This window comes from Thermococcus sp. GR5, assembly GCF_012027535.1.
Classification (GTDB): Archaea; Methanobacteriota_B; Thermococci; order Thermococcales; family Thermococcaceae; genus Thermococcus; species Thermococcus onnurineus.
On sequence record NZ_SNUN01000006.1, the window covers coordinates 1 to 15533 of the forward strand.

20 protein-coding genes and 3 pseudogenes are annotated in these 15533 nt (G+C 51.1%); 8 read left to right on the forward strand and 15 right to left on the reverse strand.

What is annotated here, in order from left to right; genetic code table 11:
* Positions 1 to 289 (reverse strand): annotated as a pseudogene (locus tag E3E33_RS06630) (cell wall-binding repeat 2 family protein); the annotation flags it as partial.
* 229 nt (positions 290 to 518) lie between these two features.
* Positions 519 to 1088: a cyclase family protein gene (locus E3E33_RS06635; RefSeq protein ID WP_012572171.1), complete on the reverse strand. Its 570-nt coding sequence runs from the start codon at positions 1086 to 1088 to the stop codon at positions 519 to 521.
* A gap of 54 nt (positions 1089 to 1142) precedes the next feature.
* On the opposite strand from E3E33_RS06635, the gene E3E33_RS06640 reads away from it, so the two are divergent.
* The 3 genes from E3E33_RS06640 (at position 1143) to tsaA (ending at position 4215) form a co-directional block, all read left to right on the forward strand.
* Complete coding sequence (locus E3E33_RS06640) at positions 1143 to 2408, forward strand: adenosylhomocysteinase (protein ID WP_167711390.1); 1266 nt, start codon at positions 1143 to 1145, stop codon at positions 2406 to 2408.
* A 167-nt stretch (positions 2409 to 2575) separates the two neighbouring features.
* A complete protein-coding gene (locus E3E33_RS06645; protein ID WP_012572173.1) occupies positions 2576 to 3514 on the forward strand; it encodes a caspase family protein in 939 nt (312 codons plus the stop codon).
* A gap of 41 nt (positions 3515 to 3555) precedes the next feature.
* Positions 3556 to 4215, forward strand: a complete 660-nt coding sequence (gene tsaA, locus E3E33_RS06650; RefSeq protein ID WP_012572174.1) for a tRNA (N6-threonylcarbamoyladenosine(37)-N6)-methyltransferase TrmO — start codon at positions 3556 to 3558, stop codon at positions 4213 to 4215.
* A gap of 153 nt (positions 4216 to 4368) precedes the next feature.
* Here tsaA and E3E33_RS06655 read toward each other — a convergent pair whose 3' ends face one another.
* A complete protein-coding gene (locus E3E33_RS06655) occupies positions 4369 to 4923 on the reverse strand; it encodes an HD family hydrolase (protein ID WP_167711389.1) in 555 nt (184 codons plus the stop codon).
* Positions 4924 to 4925: 2 nt separating this feature from the next.
* A complete protein-coding gene (locus tag E3E33_RS06660; RefSeq protein ID WP_012572176.1) occupies positions 4926 to 5240 on the reverse strand; it encodes a hypothetical protein in 315 nt (104 codons plus the stop codon).
* Between the two features lie 51 nt (positions 5241 to 5291).
* Between E3E33_RS06660 and E3E33_RS06665 the strand changes: the two genes are divergently transcribed.
* The gene (locus tag E3E33_RS06665) at positions 5292 to 5849 is read left to right on the forward strand and encodes an Era-like GTP-binding protein (protein WP_167711388.1); all 558 of its coding nucleotides are present in this window, start codon (positions 5292 to 5294) and stop codon (positions 5847 to 5849) included.
* Here E3E33_RS06665 and E3E33_RS06670 read toward each other — a convergent pair whose 3' ends face one another.
* The 3 genes from E3E33_RS06670 to E3E33_RS06680 are packed head-to-tail and all read right to left on the reverse strand — an operon-like array spanning position 5850 to position 7810.
* Positions 5850 to 6254 carry a secondary thiamine-phosphate synthase enzyme YjbQ gene (locus E3E33_RS06670; protein ID WP_167711387.1) on the reverse strand — a complete coding sequence of 135 codons (405 nt, stop codon included), beginning with the start codon at positions 6252 to 6254 and terminating at the stop codon, positions 5850 to 5852.
* Positions 6255 to 6548: a hypothetical protein gene (locus E3E33_RS06675; protein WP_167711386.1), complete on the reverse strand. Its 294-nt coding sequence runs from the start codon at positions 6546 to 6548 to the stop codon at positions 6255 to 6257. It lies immediately after the preceding gene.
* Complete coding sequence (locus tag E3E33_RS06680; protein WP_167711385.1) at positions 6527 to 7810, reverse strand: prenyltransferase; 1284 nt, start codon at positions 7808 to 7810, stop codon at positions 6527 to 6529. Before E3E33_RS06680 ends, E3E33_RS06675 begins: the two co-directional genes overlap by 22 nt.
* A gap of 115 nt (positions 7811 to 7925) precedes the next feature.
* On the opposite strand from E3E33_RS06680, the gene E3E33_RS06685 reads away from it, so the two are divergent.
* Positions 7926 to 9020: a TRM11 family methyltransferase gene (locus tag E3E33_RS06685; protein WP_167711384.1), complete on the forward strand. Its 1095-nt coding sequence runs from the start codon at positions 7926 to 7928 to the stop codon at positions 9018 to 9020.
* Here E3E33_RS06685 and E3E33_RS06690 read toward each other — a convergent pair.
* Positions 9017 to 9448: pseudogene (locus E3E33_RS06690) on the reverse strand (CoA-binding protein). The gene E3E33_RS06685 and the pseudogene E3E33_RS06690 sit on opposite strands and share 4 nt — an antisense overlap.
* Positions 9449 to 9515: 67 nt before the next feature.
* Between E3E33_RS06690 and E3E33_RS06695 the strand changes: the two are divergent.
* Positions 9516 to 9953 (forward strand): hypothetical protein, encoded by a 438-nt coding sequence (locus E3E33_RS06695; RefSeq protein ID WP_167711383.1) that lies wholly within the window; start codon positions 9516 to 9518, stop codon positions 9951 to 9953.
* Here E3E33_RS06695 and E3E33_RS06700 read toward each other — a convergent pair.
* Together E3E33_RS06700 and E3E33_RS06705 are read right to left on the reverse strand one after the other, a co-directional pair.
* The gene (locus tag E3E33_RS06700; RefSeq protein WP_167711382.1) at positions 9925 to 10308 is read right to left on the reverse strand and encodes an NfeD family protein; all 384 of its coding nucleotides are present in this window, start codon (positions 10306 to 10308) and stop codon (positions 9925 to 9927) included. The two genes, E3E33_RS06695 and E3E33_RS06700, sit on opposite strands and share 29 nt — an antisense overlap.
* On the reverse strand, positions 10305 to 10952 hold the full coding sequence (locus tag E3E33_RS06705) for a M48 family metallopeptidase (RefSeq protein WP_167711381.1): 648 nt from the start codon (positions 10950 to 10952) through the stop codon (positions 10305 to 10307). Before E3E33_RS06705 ends, E3E33_RS06700 begins: the two co-directional genes overlap by 4 nt.
* Before the next feature lie 38 nt (positions 10953 to 10990).
* Between E3E33_RS06705 and E3E33_RS06710 the strand changes: the two genes are divergently transcribed.
* Complete coding sequence (locus E3E33_RS06710) at positions 10991 to 11791, forward strand: radical SAM protein (protein ID WP_167711380.1); 801 nt, start codon at positions 10991 to 10993, stop codon at positions 11789 to 11791.
* Here the strand turns inward: E3E33_RS06710 and E3E33_RS06715 are convergent, their stop codons facing one another.
* From E3E33_RS06715 to E3E33_RS06730, 4 genes and pseudogenes are all read right to left on the reverse strand, one after another.
* Positions 11792 to 12424, reverse strand: coding sequence for a diacylglycerol/polyprenol kinase family protein (locus tag E3E33_RS06715; protein WP_167711379.1), 633 nt, complete (start codon positions 12422 to 12424; stop codon positions 11792 to 11794). It abuts the gene before it with no gap.
* Positions 12425 to 12464: 40 nt separating this feature from the next.
* Positions 12465 to 13745: a glycerate kinase gene (locus E3E33_RS06720; RefSeq protein ID WP_370519871.1), complete on the reverse strand. Its 1281-nt coding sequence runs from the start codon at positions 13743 to 13745 to the stop codon at positions 12465 to 12467.
* Positions 13746 to 13748: 3 nt separating this feature from the next.
* Positions 13749 to 13948: pseudogene (locus E3E33_RS06725) on the reverse strand (UPF0128 family protein); the annotation flags it as partial.
* An 89-nt stretch (positions 13949 to 14037) separates the two neighbouring features.
* Positions 14038 to 14457: a DUF371 domain-containing protein gene (locus E3E33_RS06730; RefSeq protein WP_012572189.1), complete on the reverse strand. Its 420-nt coding sequence runs from the start codon at positions 14455 to 14457 to the stop codon at positions 14038 to 14040.
* A 110-nt stretch (positions 14458 to 14567) separates the two neighbouring features.
* On the opposite strand from E3E33_RS06730, the gene E3E33_RS06735 reads away from it, so the two are divergent.
* Positions 14568 to 14771 (forward strand): 30S ribosomal protein S17e, encoded by a 204-nt coding sequence (locus tag E3E33_RS06735; protein ID WP_012572190.1) that lies wholly within the window; start codon positions 14568 to 14570, stop codon positions 14769 to 14771.
* A 54-nt stretch (positions 14772 to 14825) separates the two neighbouring features.
* On the opposite strand, the gene E3E33_RS06740 is transcribed toward E3E33_RS06735, so the two are convergent.
* On the reverse strand, positions 14826 to 15422 hold the full coding sequence (locus E3E33_RS06740; RefSeq protein ID WP_012572191.1) for an ArsR family transcriptional regulator: 597 nt from the start codon (positions 15420 to 15422) through the stop codon (positions 14826 to 14828).
* Positions 15423 to 15533 lie beyond the last annotated feature (111 nt).

A 15533-nucleotide genomic window follows, 5' to 3' on the forward strand; every position in this document is an offset into this window, starting at 1 on the left:
TAACGTACTCCTCCACCACTGCCTCAGGACCACCTATTATTATGACCTCATCCGGAGCGTAGCTCATAATCTCAGCAGTTACGTTCGGATCGTAAACACCCCACGTAGTCATCACAACAACCGCACCCGTCTCGTTGGCCAAGTACTCCGCTATACACTTATCTGCAGCGTTGTCGCTGACGAGTATCACTGTGACGCTTTCGGTGGCCGCGCTGACGCCTGTGAAGCTTACTGGCATTGCTAACATCAGCAATCCGAACAGGATTGCAAGGACTTTCTTTCCTATCATAACACTTCACCCCAGTTATCTTTATGAAAAAGGATATATTTAAGCTTTTTTAAGGAAATCGTCCAGTTGTGTTACCCATTGTTTAGAAAAAAGTGTTGAGATCAGATTTTTATCCAGTAACTGTTAACAAAGGTTTCTCAATGTTTAGCTGCGTTTAAAAATCAAGGATTCACCGCCAAATCTAGAAAACGGCTGAGATGTGGAAGGCCAAACAGATATCAGCATGGACTTATTTGGTTATAGCAACTGCTCGGACTGGACTACCCGAACCCGTCCTAACTTTCAGTGGAAATGCTATGAATGTGAACTCTTCCCCCACCAAAAGCTCGAGATTGGTAAGGTTCTCGAAGATAGGTACCTCCTCACTGAGGAGTATCCTGTGCACGGCATCATCCCCTATGCTCATGGCATCTGTTCCAACAGCTCTAGCCCCCTCCGCAACAAGGAACAGGGCGACTTCAGGTGATAATTCCCTTCCTCCAGTGAGAAACAGAACGATCCTCCCCAGGAATCCAGAGTCAGGCACCTCTTCAAGCCCTACCAGTCCTTCACCGCTCCGGACATCGATAACGAGACCGGGGCCCATAAACTTCTCAAGGGGAAGCTCATCAACTGTTTTTCCCCCAGGTATGAAGTGCGCCGGCGCATCGACATGGGTCCCGCTGTGCTCACCCAGCTTTAAGACGTTCATGTAGTAGCCGTCACGTTCTATAACCGCCCAGGGCTTTATCCGTACCTCCGGGTCTCCAGGATAAACCCGGGTCTCCTCGGAGAGGGAAAGGGAAAGGTCGATTATCATGGAACCACCAATGGACTTTTAACGTTAAAGGATTAAAACCCTGCGGTGATAACGATGGACTGCACGAAGGATTACTGCGTCAAGGACATCAACCTGGCACCCAGCGGGGAGAAAAAGATAGACTGGGTATCACGCTTTATGCCGGTTCTCCAGAACATAAGGAATGATTTCGAGAAGAGGCAGCCCTTCAAAGGGGTTAGAATCGCGGCAACACTCCACCTCGAAATGAAAACGGCATTTTTACTGCTCACCCTCAAGGCAGCCGGTGCAGAAGTTTCGGCCGCGGCGAGCAATCCACTTTCAACCCAAGATGACGTTGTTGCGGCTTTGGCCAAGGCTGGCGTTAAGGTCTACGCGGTGAGGGGCGAGAGCCGGGAGGAGTACTACGAGAACATGCATAGAGCGCTGGATATTAGGCCGAACATAATAATAGACGATGGGGCAGACATGATAAGCGTTGTCCACCGCGAAAGGACGGAGCTGATAGACGAGGTTTGGGGTGCCAGTGAAGAGACTACGACCGGCGTTATAAGACTCCGCGCAATGGAGAAGGACGGCGTGCTGAGGTTCCCGATAATAGCTGTGAACGATAGCTACACCAAATATCTCTTCGACAACCGCTACGGAACGGGCCAGTCCACGTGGGATGGCATACTAAGAACTACCAACCTGCTTATAGCCGGGAAAAATGTCGTCGTTGTCGGCTATGGCTGGTGCGGAAGAGGCATAGCTATGAGAGCCCGGGGACTCGGAGCAACCGTTATCGTTGTCGAAGTTGACCCGATCAGGGCTCTCGAGGCAAGAATGGACGGCTTCATGGTCACGAACATGCTCGAGGCTGCAAAAATTGGCGATATCTTCATTACGGCAACCGGAGACATCAACTGTATCCGCAAAGAACACTTCGAACTCATGAAGGACGGTGTTATCCTTGCCAACGCCGGCCATTTCGACGTTGAGATAAGCAAACCCGACCTAGAGGCACTGGCTGTAGAGATAAACCAGCCGAGGCCAAACATCACCGAGTACAAGCTCGCCGATGGAAGAAGGCTCTATCTCCTCGCGGAGGGTAGACTCGTCAATCTGGCTGCGGCAGATGGCCACCCTGCCGAGATAATGGATATGAGCTTTGCTCTGCAAGCTAAGGCGGCCGAATATATCAGAAATAACCACGAGAAGCTTGAGCCCAAAGTCTATGTGCTCCCAAGAGAGATAGATGAGATGGTAGCGAGGATTAAACTCAAGGCAATGGGCATCGAGATTGAAAAACTCACGCAGGAGCAGAGAAAGTACCTTGAGAGCTGGGAACACGGCACATAAGGGGCAACGTTGATTTTTACTCACACAGATAATACAGAAGCCCTGCCGAATTTTATTCATTTTTGAAAACTCTTTTGTTGCTACTTGTAACGATAAGGGCTGCCATCAAGGCAAAATCTGAGGAAAATCTTTTATACATAAATCCATATCCCGCTGCGGTGGTACCCATGAAGAAGTTTTCAACCATATTCGTGGTGTTAGTAGTACTGCTTAGTCTACCCATGGCTGCCTCTGTCCAGCAGAGGCACGGCATAGACTACTCCAAGCCACTCTATGCAGAGGACGTAAAGATAGGATATAAAATGACCGTAGACTATATTCCAAGGGCCGCAGGATTCCGGGGCGGACAAGGCGGTGGAACCAGTGTCACAACGACAGCTACGGGCATTCTTGGAGCCCCCGTCGAGGGAGAGAAGTACGCGATAGTCATAGGCATCGCCGATTACCCAGGTACTTCAAGCGACCTTCAGTATACTGACGATGACGCTCAGCTTGTCTATGACACTCTGATTAACGTCTATGGGTTCAAACCAGAGAACATAATATTACTTCTAAACATGGACGCTAGCTTCTACAACATATATAACGCAGTCATGGAGCTTAAATCAAAGGTTCAGCCTGGCGATGAGGTTGTCTTCTACTTCAGCGGACACGGTTCAAACGGAAGGGCAGAGGATGGAGATGATGAAATAATCGACGAAGCACTCGTTACCCATGACGGCAATCCAGACGGAAGCTTCATCCTTATATGGGACGGCCAGCTCAAAGCGTGGTTCGAGGACTTCCCAACCGACAGGATAATATTCATCTTCGACAGCTGCTACTCCGGAGGAATGACCGACCTAGCTGCCGAGGGTAGGATTGTGGTCATGGCTTCCGGAGAGAGGGAGTTCTCACTTGAGAGCTCTGAATGGCAGCACGGCCAGTTCACGTACTACTTCTTCCTTGAGGGCATAAACTACGGCTACGCTGATGTCTACGACCACGATGGAGACCCCACCACCCCGGACGTCACCGTCGAGGAGGCCTTTGACTACACCCTAGCCAACTGCGAGCAACAGACACCAGTCATCGTGGACGGCTTTACCAACGATCTCCTTCCGTAAAGCGTTTTAACTCCCTCTTCTTTTCTTATTCTGGTGGTGTTATGGACTTTGGGTCCCTTAAGATTATTCCCGTTGGCAGAGTCAGGAAAGAAAACGAGAAAACTTGGCTTGAACTCTATCCCGAGTTCAGCGAAGCCGTAGAAGGGCTTCGAGAGGGAGATTGGATAAAGCTCATCCTCTGGTTCCATGAAAGCGACACGCCCGAACGGAAGAGCGTCTTGAAAGTTCATCCCTACAACAACACTAAAAATCCCCTCAAGGGCGTCTTCGCCACCCGCTCTCCCATTAGGCCAAACCCTCTGGCAATTTATGCGGTCAAAATCCATAGAATAAAAGGAAACAGGCTGTACATAGACTGGATTGACGCCCACGACGGAACGCCAATAGCCGACATCAAAATACTCGTCGAGAGGCTCGACTGTCCAAAGGAAATGCCCATCGAGGAGTGGGAACTCGACATCAAGAAATCGCGACAGGTGGGAGAGATAAACCTGATTCCGAGGAAGGACGAGCACCTCGACGAGCTGGAGGAAGTTTCTCCGGATGAATACGACGCTCTTGTGGTCGAAATCGGACCGAAGACGACGGTTCTAACTGCGGAAGAACTCGTAAAGCTCATTGAAGTGTTGGAGGAGTTCTACGATAAACTGCCCGTGGAAATTAAAGACAAGCTCAGAAGACACGAAGGGCGCTCTCATTGAGGCTCACGTAGATCTCTTTCCTTTTTTCAATTCCTATCACCAACATACAAAGAGCTTAAAGATAGAACTCTTCAACTGGACTCCACATTTCACTGAAACTATCAGAGGAATGCCTAAAAGCGATTATTTAAAATGTTTAAGCAAACAGAGACGTTAAAGTTTTTGTTTGTGCAGCCTTGCAAGCCCTTCCACCAACTCTTTGAAGTACTCGTAAAACTCGCTCTCCCTCAACTTTTCAAGAGCGCTCCAGAACTCGTCGAGATTCTTAAAGCCCGCCCGCTCGTATTCCAGTGCCTGAATCAACATCTCCAGCTTGTCGGCGAACTTAACGAGTCTGCCCTCAAGGCTGAGCCCTTCCTCGTACTCGCGCCAGAGCCTGAAGTACTCCTTTGCCAGGGATCCGGCCTTAATGAACATCTCCATTGCAGCTTTCTTCTCAGCTTTCCCCTTATCGAGGTAGTACTGAGCAGTTAGGGGAACGTCCGTTATTCTTGCCTCTGCCAGATCGTGGAGTATTGCTATCTTGAGGGCCCGCTCAACATCTATCTCAATCCCATTTTCCTTCAAAGAATCTGCCAGGAAAAGGGTTATCAGGGCCACACGGTAGCTGTGGTCAGCTATGCTCTCCGGATTTGAAACACCCCTCAGAAGCCAGCCTGTTCTCGGCAGCTTCTTGAGGTTCCCTGCTTCAAAAAACAGATCGAGCATGCTCACTCCTCCGTGATGAAAACGGCTTTTTCGGTCTCTATCGCGCTCGCCATTATGCAGTCGCCCAAGAACCTTCCGTAAACCCTCACCCACTCCCCTTTACCCAGACATGGGCTTCCGGAGAACTCGACCCTGATGCCGGAAACTTTAAACGTGGCTCTGTATCCAGGAAGTTCCATGGGGAGGAACTCAATCAAAGGCTTGTCCTCAATAGTACCCTCGATGACAACGTTCTTGCCCCTGAAACCCCTGGCATGGAGCTCATCAACCGTAACGATGTAATAATAATGATGACCGAGTTTCATCCTCTTGGGCATACTTCATCACCTTTATAGCCCGACTTCGAGTACTATCTGTGGGGTGAGGATATGATAAAGGTTGCGATTATAGGAGCCGAAAACGTCGGTAAATCAACGCTCATGAACGCCCTCATTGGAGGCAAAATTTCAGAGGTGGAGAACCTTCCAGGAACTACAAAGGGAACCATAAGACGGCGCTTCGGCAAGCTGAAGATACCGAAGAGCATGAAGAACCCGATGGGCGGTGCAGATGAGTTTGTCCTCATAGACACGGCCGGACTCTTCGATCCACAGAGGGAGCTCAGAGGGAAGGTCCTCAGTGAGGAAAAGTTCAGGGAGATTATAGAGGAGATAATATCATCGGACATCGTCATCCACATGGTTGATGCGACGGTCGGCCTCCACAGGGGTATGGAAAAGCTCCACCACATGCTCAAGTTCAGATACGAGAAGCCAATAATAGTGGTCATCAACAAGATAGACCTTGTCCCAAGGGAGCGGGTCGAGGAGCTGAGAAGGATAATAAAGAAGCGCCTTGAACAGGAGGCCATCCCTCTCTCGCTGGTCACCTATGAGGGCTTCAACGATCTGCTGAAGGCGTTAGCCTATTACGCCCAGTACGTCTGATCAGCACTTGCATATCTTTACCAGAACTTTTCTGTGTCTTGGCCCATCGAGCTCGACGAAGAGTATCCTCTGCCAAGTTCCAAGCAGGAGCTCTCCCTCGTCTATGGGCACGACGATCTCTGGGCTGAGGAAGAGGCTCGCCCTTATATGGGAATGGGCGTTGCTATCTATTGAGTCATGACCGTAGCCGGCCCCTTTAGGGACAAATTCCTTCATCTTGGCCTTTATATCCTGGAGGAGCCTCTCCTCATTCTCATTTATGAAGAGGCCCGTCGTCGTGTGCTTGGTAAAAACAACAACGATGCCGCTCGTGACGTCACTCCTCCAGACGAGGTGCTGAATCTCCTTCGTTATGTCTATTATCTGAAATCTCTCCTTCGTGGGCACCTCAATCTCGAAGAGCATTCACTTCACCACGCGGAGGTTCTTCCGGATATCAATAAGGACTTCCTCCGGACTTTTAATATCCCCAGAGACTACGGCCCTTAAAAGGACTGCCTTCTCATAAGCCCCAACGAGCTCGATTCTGCCGTTATCAATAACCTCCGAGCGCAGCGTGTTGTATATCTCCTCGACGGCGTCCCTGAACAGAAGTTCGTCCGAGTAAACATTATTGTCGGTTAAGAGAAGGGTTATGAGGTCGCCTATGAACTCGACTTTACTCTCCTTCCGCCCGATCAGTGCTTTGAGCCGTTCCATGACCTAACCCTCCCCGGAAGCTCACGCTCAAGCGCTTTGATGAGTATCTCCGAGATGAGTATCGAAGAGAACCTTGGATCCCTGACTTCAACGGCGGTGTCAATGGCCTTCTCAACCTCGCCATTCTTGACCAGATGATGGGCTATGTCCGCCATCACTATTGAGCGAAGCTTTCTGTCCTGGATGAGGGTCCCAACTTTCATTGCTCCCTCGAGCTTCCCAACGAGGACGTAGTAGCGGGCTATCTTGGCCCATACTTCTTCGCTTGGTGTGCTCTTCCCTATTGCCTTAACGATTTCCCAGCTCCCCTTTTCCGGCCTCTCGAGGATTCTGTTCATCACAGCCTTACCAACAGCATCCGCTTCCTCTTCATTCAGCGCGGATATGAACTTGGGGAGAACGTCATGGTCTCTTTCCAGAAGTTCCAGAGCCATCTTCACGAGAAGCGACTCACTGTCCTCGAGACGCCTGATGAGCTTGACAGCCGGAACACCCTCTCCGGTGAGGGCAAAGGCAAGGGCAAGCTCCACAGTGAACTCCTTCCCAAAGCGGTCTATGAGCTCGTTGGCCACCTCCTCGAGAGAATCTATGTAATGGCCAAGAACCTCCTTATCCTTCAGGTAGAAGGAGACCTCCTTAAAGGCCTGCCTGGCCCACTCTTTAACACTGATTGCTCTGATGAGGGCTATCCCGTTCTCATAGCTTCCAAGAATCATATAGGCCTTAATCAGCTCGAGAAGGGCCTTGGAGCGGTAGGGTTCAGAATCAATATACTCCAGGGCAAGCTTACTTCTCCTGAGGCGATAAGCGACTTTCAGCTGCTCTTTTCCAATCATCCGGGTGTTAGTGCGTATTATTTCTAGTAAAACCTCGTTCCTAAGCTTCCTATTGCTGATTTCGAGGGCATACGTCACGGCCTCACCTATTTCGCCGAGGAAAAGCATGTAAGTGGCAGCGCTCTGCATTATTAAATCCCGCTGAGGAGCTGGAAGAACGCGGGAATCCTCGAGGACCTCTTGGTATATCCTCTTGGCGGATTTGAGGCCAGCCTTGCTGAGAGAGTAGCCAACCGAGAGAAGTGCTCGGAACATTTTAACAGGCTCGTCGATTTCCTTTGTAGTCTCCACGGCCCTCAAAAAGGCAGTCTTGTAGTTGTTGTCCTTCGCCTTTGCCAGCCTCTCGCCGATTTTAGCGTAGGTAATCGATTTGATATAGGGATCCTGAATTATTTCAACAGAGTCGAGTATCTCCTTAACTAGCATATCCTTCACCCGTAAGAGTAAATTACCCGGGGCTCATTTCACCAAAAATACACGTTCGATGTTATTAAACCTAACCCTCGGAACTTTTTTAAGAGTTTGACTCCATGAAGAGACCATGTACGCAGTAATATTCGGTAAGAATCCCCGTCTCAGCGAGGCAGAGTTTCACTCCTTCGCGAGGAGGTTTCATCTAAAGGTTAGGCCAGTCGAGAGCGGGAGGGACTGGCTGGTTTTCGAGGCTGATCCCAACGTAGAAAGATATTTTAGGTGGCTCGGAGGCTCGCTGAAGCTGGTTAAGATACTTGGTGAGGGAGAGGGAACTATACGGGAGTTTGAATACTCAAAGCTTTTCACAGTGAGCCTCTACGGGAAGAGCGACTGGAAGCTCTGGCGGAAGCTTGGGAGCGAGATAAAGAAGGAGTTCAAAGTCGAAGGTCCCTCAAAGTTCTTCAAGCCGGCCAAAGTTTACGCCATGCCGGCCGAGCTCATCCTCAAGGGATTTCCAGAAACTAAGGACTTTGTATTCCTCTTCGGCGAGAGTCTCTGGGTTGGAGAGACTATTAAGGTCACTGACCCCTTTGAGCTGAAAAAGCTTGACGTCGAAAGGCCGATTCAGAGGCCGATACTCTCCATTCCACCCAGACTGGCGAGGATAATGGTGAACCTGAGCGAGGTGAGAAAAGGCAACTTCCTCGACCCCTTCTGTGGCATAGGAACGATAATCCAAGAGTTCGTCCTCCAGGGGCTTTCAGCTTACGGAAGCGACAGGGACGAGAAAGCCATTAGAGACGCCAAGAAAAACTTAGCGTGGCTTAGGAAGGAGTTCCACCTTAAGAACTCGGCCCATCTTGAAGTCTGCGATGCTAGGAAGCTGAAGAGGTGCCTCAGGGCAAGGTTTGACGCCATAGTCACGGAACCCTACCTCGGCAAGCCCCTCAAGAGGAACCCGAGCAGAGGGGAGGCGATAAAGCTCGCCAACGAGCTTGACCGCTTTTATTATCCGGTCTTCGAGAGCTTCAGTGAGATTCTCAAGAGGAACGGAAAGGTTGTCTTCGTCTTCCCAGCCTACAGGCTTTCCAGCGGTGGAATCTATAGAAAAGACAGGAAGTGGCTCGGGAAACTCGGCTTTGAGGTCCTGGGCAAATACACTGACTATGAAAAGAGGCACAAGCTGGTCAGAGACATTCATGTGCTGAGATACAGAGGTTAATCCCCGAGCAGCCTCACGTGCTCCTGCTTTATGTAACGGTGGGCAACTGCTATAAGTCCCGCTTCTTTCGCCTTTTTGAAGGCATCCCTGTTGTAGGTTCTAAACTGGAACCAGACGACCTTGGCGCCCTTCTCTATCGCCTGCTCAACGTAGTCCATCGTGAACTCCGGTCTGACGAAGAGGTCGACGATTTCAATATCATCGGGAATGTCAAGAACGCTCAGATAGCACTTCCTGCCGAGGACCTCCTCGTAGCGCGGGTTCACCGGATAGACCTCGTAGTCATGTTCAAGCAGATAGCGCATGACGTCGTTCGCATCGCGCTCCGGCTTCGGGGAAGCTCCAACGAGAGCTATCCTCCTTTACTTGGTAAGTATCTCCTTAATGTCGTCATCAGTCAGTCTGTCGACGGGCATTACCCTTACCATGCTACCACCGGAGAAACCTGGAAGTGAACCTTTAAAGGGGTAACGGGAAAGTTCCTTCGGTGGGAAGATGCCCCTTTACGAAGAAACTGTATCGAGCAGGATGTTCCAGCTTCTGATGGTCCTCCCCATGGCGGCAATGCTCTGGGGAACGTACCAGACGTACCAAGCCGGAGAAGGGTTCGAGATAATGGTGGCCTCCACCATCGGGGCTCTTATAATCCTGCTGGACGTCATGGCAATTAGGATTGAGATAGACGACCGTGAGCTGAGGATACGTGGTGTTGTGGGGCTCTTGATCAGAAAGACGATCTCATTGGAGAACATCGCGAGCTTTAGAGTTGGTAAGAGCTGGACCCTGTGCTACGGAATGATACACTTCAACCTTCCCGCCAAAGGCTGCGTCACGATACGCCAGAAACATGGCTGGAGCGTTTCCTTCACAACGAACAGACCAGAGGAAGTCGCGATGGTTCTCTCTACTCTGGGCATTCCACGAGAACCTTAGTGCCCTCAACGGCAACGACTTTCACTTCCTCACCCCTCCTGGCAGTTCCATTTATGCATTCTGCCTTCCAGAGCTCGCCTTCGAGCTTGACAAGACCTTCGGACGTTAAATCCTCAACAACCACTGCAGGCCTGCCTATCAACACCTCAACGCCGACTTCCACCTTTCTGTCGAAGGTATTGAGAAGGAACGGGACGATGACTATGTCCTTGATCAGGAGTACTCCCAAGATAACCAGCACACCCCTGGTGGGAACGTTTATGCCCATTGCGGGGAGGACGATTAAGAGCAGAACGGCCACAATAAGTTCGTCCGCCATCAATGCGAGAAGCTTGAGAATATTTCCCTTTTTCATTCCCTTCCCTCCAGCCAGCGCCAGTATTCGTTCAGCTCAACCACGCGCCACCAGTGTTTGAGCTCCCTTCTGGCGGTTTTGTAGTCAGGATAAAACCTTCCGACGAGTTCCCAGAAGGCCTTTGAGTGGTTGGGATACCTCAGGTGAGCAAGCTCGTGAACAACAACGTATCGCTTCAGATTTTCCGGAACGACTATGAGACGGAGGTTGAAGCTCAGGTTTTTCCTCGAAGAGCAGCTTCCCCACTTGCTCCTGCCGAGCCTCACGTAGATCTTTCCGGGTTCGACGCCCATCTTCCGGGAGTACTCACCGATAAGCTCGTGGAGTTCCCTCCTGAGGCGCTCTCTGAGGAGCGAGATCATCTGTTCGGGCATCGGAGGGAGGACGACCGTCCCGAACCGGTCGTGTATCTTCGGCTTTCTACCATGGATGACGTGGTAGAACCTGCCGTCGAGGGGAAAACCCTTTTCCGCCTCTTTCCGGGCTTTTTCAACCTCAGCAAGTTTTTTCTCAAGCCACTTCCTGTGATTCTCAATAAAGGAATCAACGTCAAAGCCGAACGGGGCCGTAACAACTACCTTTCCATCCGGCCTGACCTCAAGCCGGGCGTACTTCACCGGCCTCACGCGGAGCTCGTAGTCCATCCCGCTCACCTTTTAAGGAAAAGTAAGAAGCTGAGCTTATGAAAGTTGAGGTTCTCAAGAGAAAAGCCAAGAGCATCTACACCCGCTCGAAGATTCCAGGAGTTAACTGGACGGTGAACCAGTACGTCGGCTGTGCCTTCGCCTGCAGGTACTGCTACGCCAAGTTTCTGTGCCGGTGGAGGGACTACGGGGAGTGGGGGAGCTGGGTAGAGGTAAAGACCAACGCACCAGAGTTCGCCAGAAAGCGGGTGCAAGGGAGCGTTGTGATGTCAACCGTCAGCGACCCCTACCAGCCAATAGAAGCTGAACTGAAGCTAACTAGGCGGGTTCTCCGCTACATGGACAAGAGAAACGAGCTGTCCATATTGACGAGGTCACCGTTGGTCACCCGCGACATAGACTTATTCCGGGAGTTCCGCTCGATAGAAGTTGGCCTGACGATTAACGGCGTTGATGGGAGGGAAAAGAGGCTCTTTGAACCGCTGGCACCTCTGCATAAGGCGAGAGTAAACGCGCTCCAGACGCTTTACGATGAGAGCGTAAGAACCTACGTCTTCGTGAGCCCAATAATCCCAGGAGTTACCGATGTCAGAACCATCGTAGAGGAGACACGGGGCTTGGCTGACTACTACTTCTTCGAAGTTCTCAACCTCCGCGCTGCCGGGAGGGAGTTTGAGAGACTTTTGATGGAGGAGTATTCCGAGAGCTATGAGGTCCTGACCGACAACGAGAAGTTTGAGAGCTTCATAGGAGCGCTGAAAAAGGAGATAAAGGCGCTGAAGGTTCGAGCGGAGGGGGTAGAGACCCACAGGGAGGGGTGGGAGTTCGTTCCGCTCTGATCACCACGTCACACCAAGCAGTTCTCCACCATAGGCGAGCCATATCAGGAGGGCAGTTGCAAATGGAACCGTGAACTCGTCGTAGGCCGACGGGATGGGGAGGCTCTCCAGAAATACCGCAATCATAGCCACCAGTCCCAGGAACGGGAGGGAATACTGCATACCAAGGACTCTGTGGGCAAAAACCAGCATGACCAGAGATACACCGAACATTGTGGCACTTCCAATGATGGTTTTTCTTCTATTCCACGGAATCTTCGGGCCACCAACCGCCTGGCCGATTATTGCATTGAAGCAGTCGCCGAAGGTCGAGACCCACAGTGCCGAGAGGGCGGCTATCTTCGGAAAGATTGAACATATCATCGCCATCGTAACCCAGAAGAGGAAGCTCCCCAGATAGTTGTCGGCTTCGTCCTCCCTCGCCATCTGGCGGTAGCTCAGGTCTGCTACAGGGACGGTAAAGCGCCAGCTCCTCCTGAGCTTGAGATGCTGGAGAGTGTAGAGGAATGCTAAACCCCACACCACCAAGAGCGTTACCCACCTTGGCGTGAAGACTATTATTGGAGCACCAAGTATTCCCGGTGAGATATGCCAAGCCTTTCTTATCAGCTCCCTTCGAGATATACGGTTCATGATTTCACCCTCTAGAGTTCAGCGGAAGGATTTATATCTTCTACGGAATCACCACTATCACCAGCGAGTTGACGTTCGTCCTGGTCGGGCCGGTTTTGAGGAGCGCACCTACTTTTTCGAGGGCCCTGTAGGCGTCGTGTTTCTTAAGGACTTCCTCCACATCTATTCCAGCCGTTTTGAGATTTTCAAGGGTGGATCCGTCAACAATTCCCCCGGCGGCATCGGTGAGACCGTCGGTTCCGTCGGTGTCAAGAGCCAAAACTACGGCGTTTAAGCCAGCTATCTTCCTCGCTATGCTCAGCGCGAACTCCTGGTTCGGGCCGCCGAGACCAGCTTCCCCTTCAATCGTGACTGTCCACTCACCGCCGGCTATCAGAACAGCGGGCCTCTCAAAGGGCCGGTTTCTCGAGGCTATCTCCTGAATCAGCGAGCCGATTGCGAGCGCTACCTCCCTTGCCTCGCCTTCAGGGGTGGTCGTCAGGATGTGGGCATTAAAACCGAGCTCTTCGGCCTTTCTCTTTGCGGCCTCACACGCTATAGCCCCGCTCCCCACTATGAAGTTGTGAACGTTGGGCAGATCTTCTTTGAGGGTCTCCTCTGCTTCCCCCTGGAGGCCTTTTTCTATGTGCTCCCTAACACCCTCCGGGAGCTTGTTCCACACACCGTAGAGCCTCAGAGCCCTGTGGGCATCTTCAAAAGTTGTGGGGTCGCTCACAGTTGATCCAGAGGCAATGGCCTCCAAGGGGTCGCCGACAACGTCCGAGAGGATTAAACTTACAACCGTCCCCTTCACAAGCTTTGCCAGTTTTCCGCCCTTCACCTTTGAGATGTGCTTCCTGACGGTGTTTATCTCGTAAATCTTCGCCCCACTTTTCAAAAGAAGCTCGTTCGTCTGTATCTTGTCGTCAAGGCTTATGCCGTCCTCGGGGAGAGTAAAGAGAGCCGAACCTCCACCTGAAATCAGGACAAGAAGTAAATCCTCCTCCCCAACTTTTTCCGCGAGCTCAACGCCAGCCAGTGCGCCCCTCATAGAGTTCTCGTCGGGAACTGGATGACCCGCCTCGATTACCGTAATTTTCGGGTCGTCCACGCAATTTGCAGCGTATCCATATTTTGTGACGATGAGGCCTTCCGCTATCTTCTCACCGAGAACCTCATAAGCAGCTTTAGCCATCGCACAGGCAGCCTTGCCGAAAGCGAGGAGGTAAATTTTTCCAGAAACCCTAAATTTCTCCTCTTTAACAATCAGCCACTCCCCATCAAAGCCGAGGGAGTTTTTCACTGCCATATAAGGATCAGCCGCTTTGAGGGCGGTGTTCATTATTTCGAAGGCGATGGTCTTAGTGTCTCCAATCATCATTTCCTTCCCCCGCAACCGGCCAGCCTTTGAGACAAAGTAAGCCCTTTCACTTTCTATCGTTCCGAGGTGGAGGTCGTAGCCCCAGGCCTTGAGATCCTTAAAGCGGAACCTCCTTTCGGCAGGACAACGCCAGAGTTTTCAACTATGTAGTACCCTTCGAGCATTTTCATCACCAAAAGTTAATAAAATAGCCAAGAGTATTTAAAGGTTTATTCCCAGTGCTAGAGCATGGAGAAAGAAGCACAGGATACCCTCAGTCGAGGATAATCAGCTCTATCTCAGCAACAGTTTTTGGGTTCTTTAGAAGCTCAACGATGCGCCTGTCTATGTCTCTAGCGGCTTTGTTCGCTTTTATCGCAAGGGTTCTTCCATCGATGTAGTCGCTCTTCCTGACGACCATGGAGTAGGGATGTTCGAGAATCAGCCTGGGGCTCCCCTCGGCGAGAACTTCGTCGATAAGGTCAGCGATTTTTATCCTTATGAGGAGCCTCTTTCCTTCTTTCAGCGCTCGCTTAAACTCCTCACTCAGGTCGTTTATTCCTTTGTCAGCTTCAATACAGAGTATGCAATCTCCTCTCGGGGTCAGGTAGTCCTCCTTTGTAAACTCAAGCGTGGACTTGTGAGTGGCCCTAACGTTCTCGTGACCCCGGCAGCGGATGATTTCCCTGAGCATGGTTCAGGTTTTGAGAGAGGGTTTATAAGCCTGAGCCGGGGAAAAGTTTTAAAACGGCTTTCGAGATTGGGCATATGGTTGTCAAACTCAAGCTAACGGGGGGATTGATGATGGGAAACATCAGGCAGACGTTCATTAAGAGGGTTGCAAGGGAGCTCTTTGACCGCTATCCAGACCAGTTCACCAAGGACTTCGAGCACAACAAGAAGAAGGTCGGGGAGCTGACCAACGTTACCAGTAAGACCATCAGGAACAGGATAGCGGGCTACATCACCAGGCTCGTGAGAATGAAAGAAGAGGGCAAGATGCTCTGAATGCCCTATCCCTCGTTTTTCTGAGCTTTAACTTTCTCCTTCTCCAGCCGCTTTCTAAAAGTCGTCGAGGTCTTCCAGTATCTTCCTAGGGAGCCTCGGGCCAAACTCGCGCATGAGTCTCTCGAATTCGCGCTCGTTCTCCTGGGCTATTCTCCGCAGGAGATTCTCTATGTAAGTCTCGGTGATAAGGCGGACCTCTTCAAGCTCCTGCTTTGTCATTATGAGCTCCTCAATCCTTTCCTGAATCTCGGCGAGGAACATCACGAGCTCTCTAATCTTGTCCTCCACTGGCTCGGTAGACTTTATCAGCGCCCTCGCCTGAGCATACTCACGGGTGGGCCTTGGCGCCTTTGGCTCGTACATCTCTGTTCCAAAGGCATACGGCGTCAGGAGAACCTCTAAACGGAAGCCGCGCTTTATCGTGTAGTACTTCCTCGGTCTGCCACGCGGGATCTTCTCCACCCTACCTTCGATCAGTCCCGCACTCTCAAGTATTCTGAGGTGCTCCAAAACGGCCTTCTGGCCAACACCAAGCTCCTGACTAAGCTCGCTCACAAAGTACGGCCTCCTGGTGAGCAGGATGAGTATCCTTCTTCGCGTCTCGTTTCCTAGTATGTCAAGCAATCGTCCCATGTTCTTATTTGACTCCATGCTCTCACCCCCTTATCTTTCCCTAACTTAATGTAAGAAAAGGCCACTTTAAGCTTTTCGGTTTGGATGCCCAACTTTAAAAGACATCGAAAGAATTACCAGCGGTGGTCC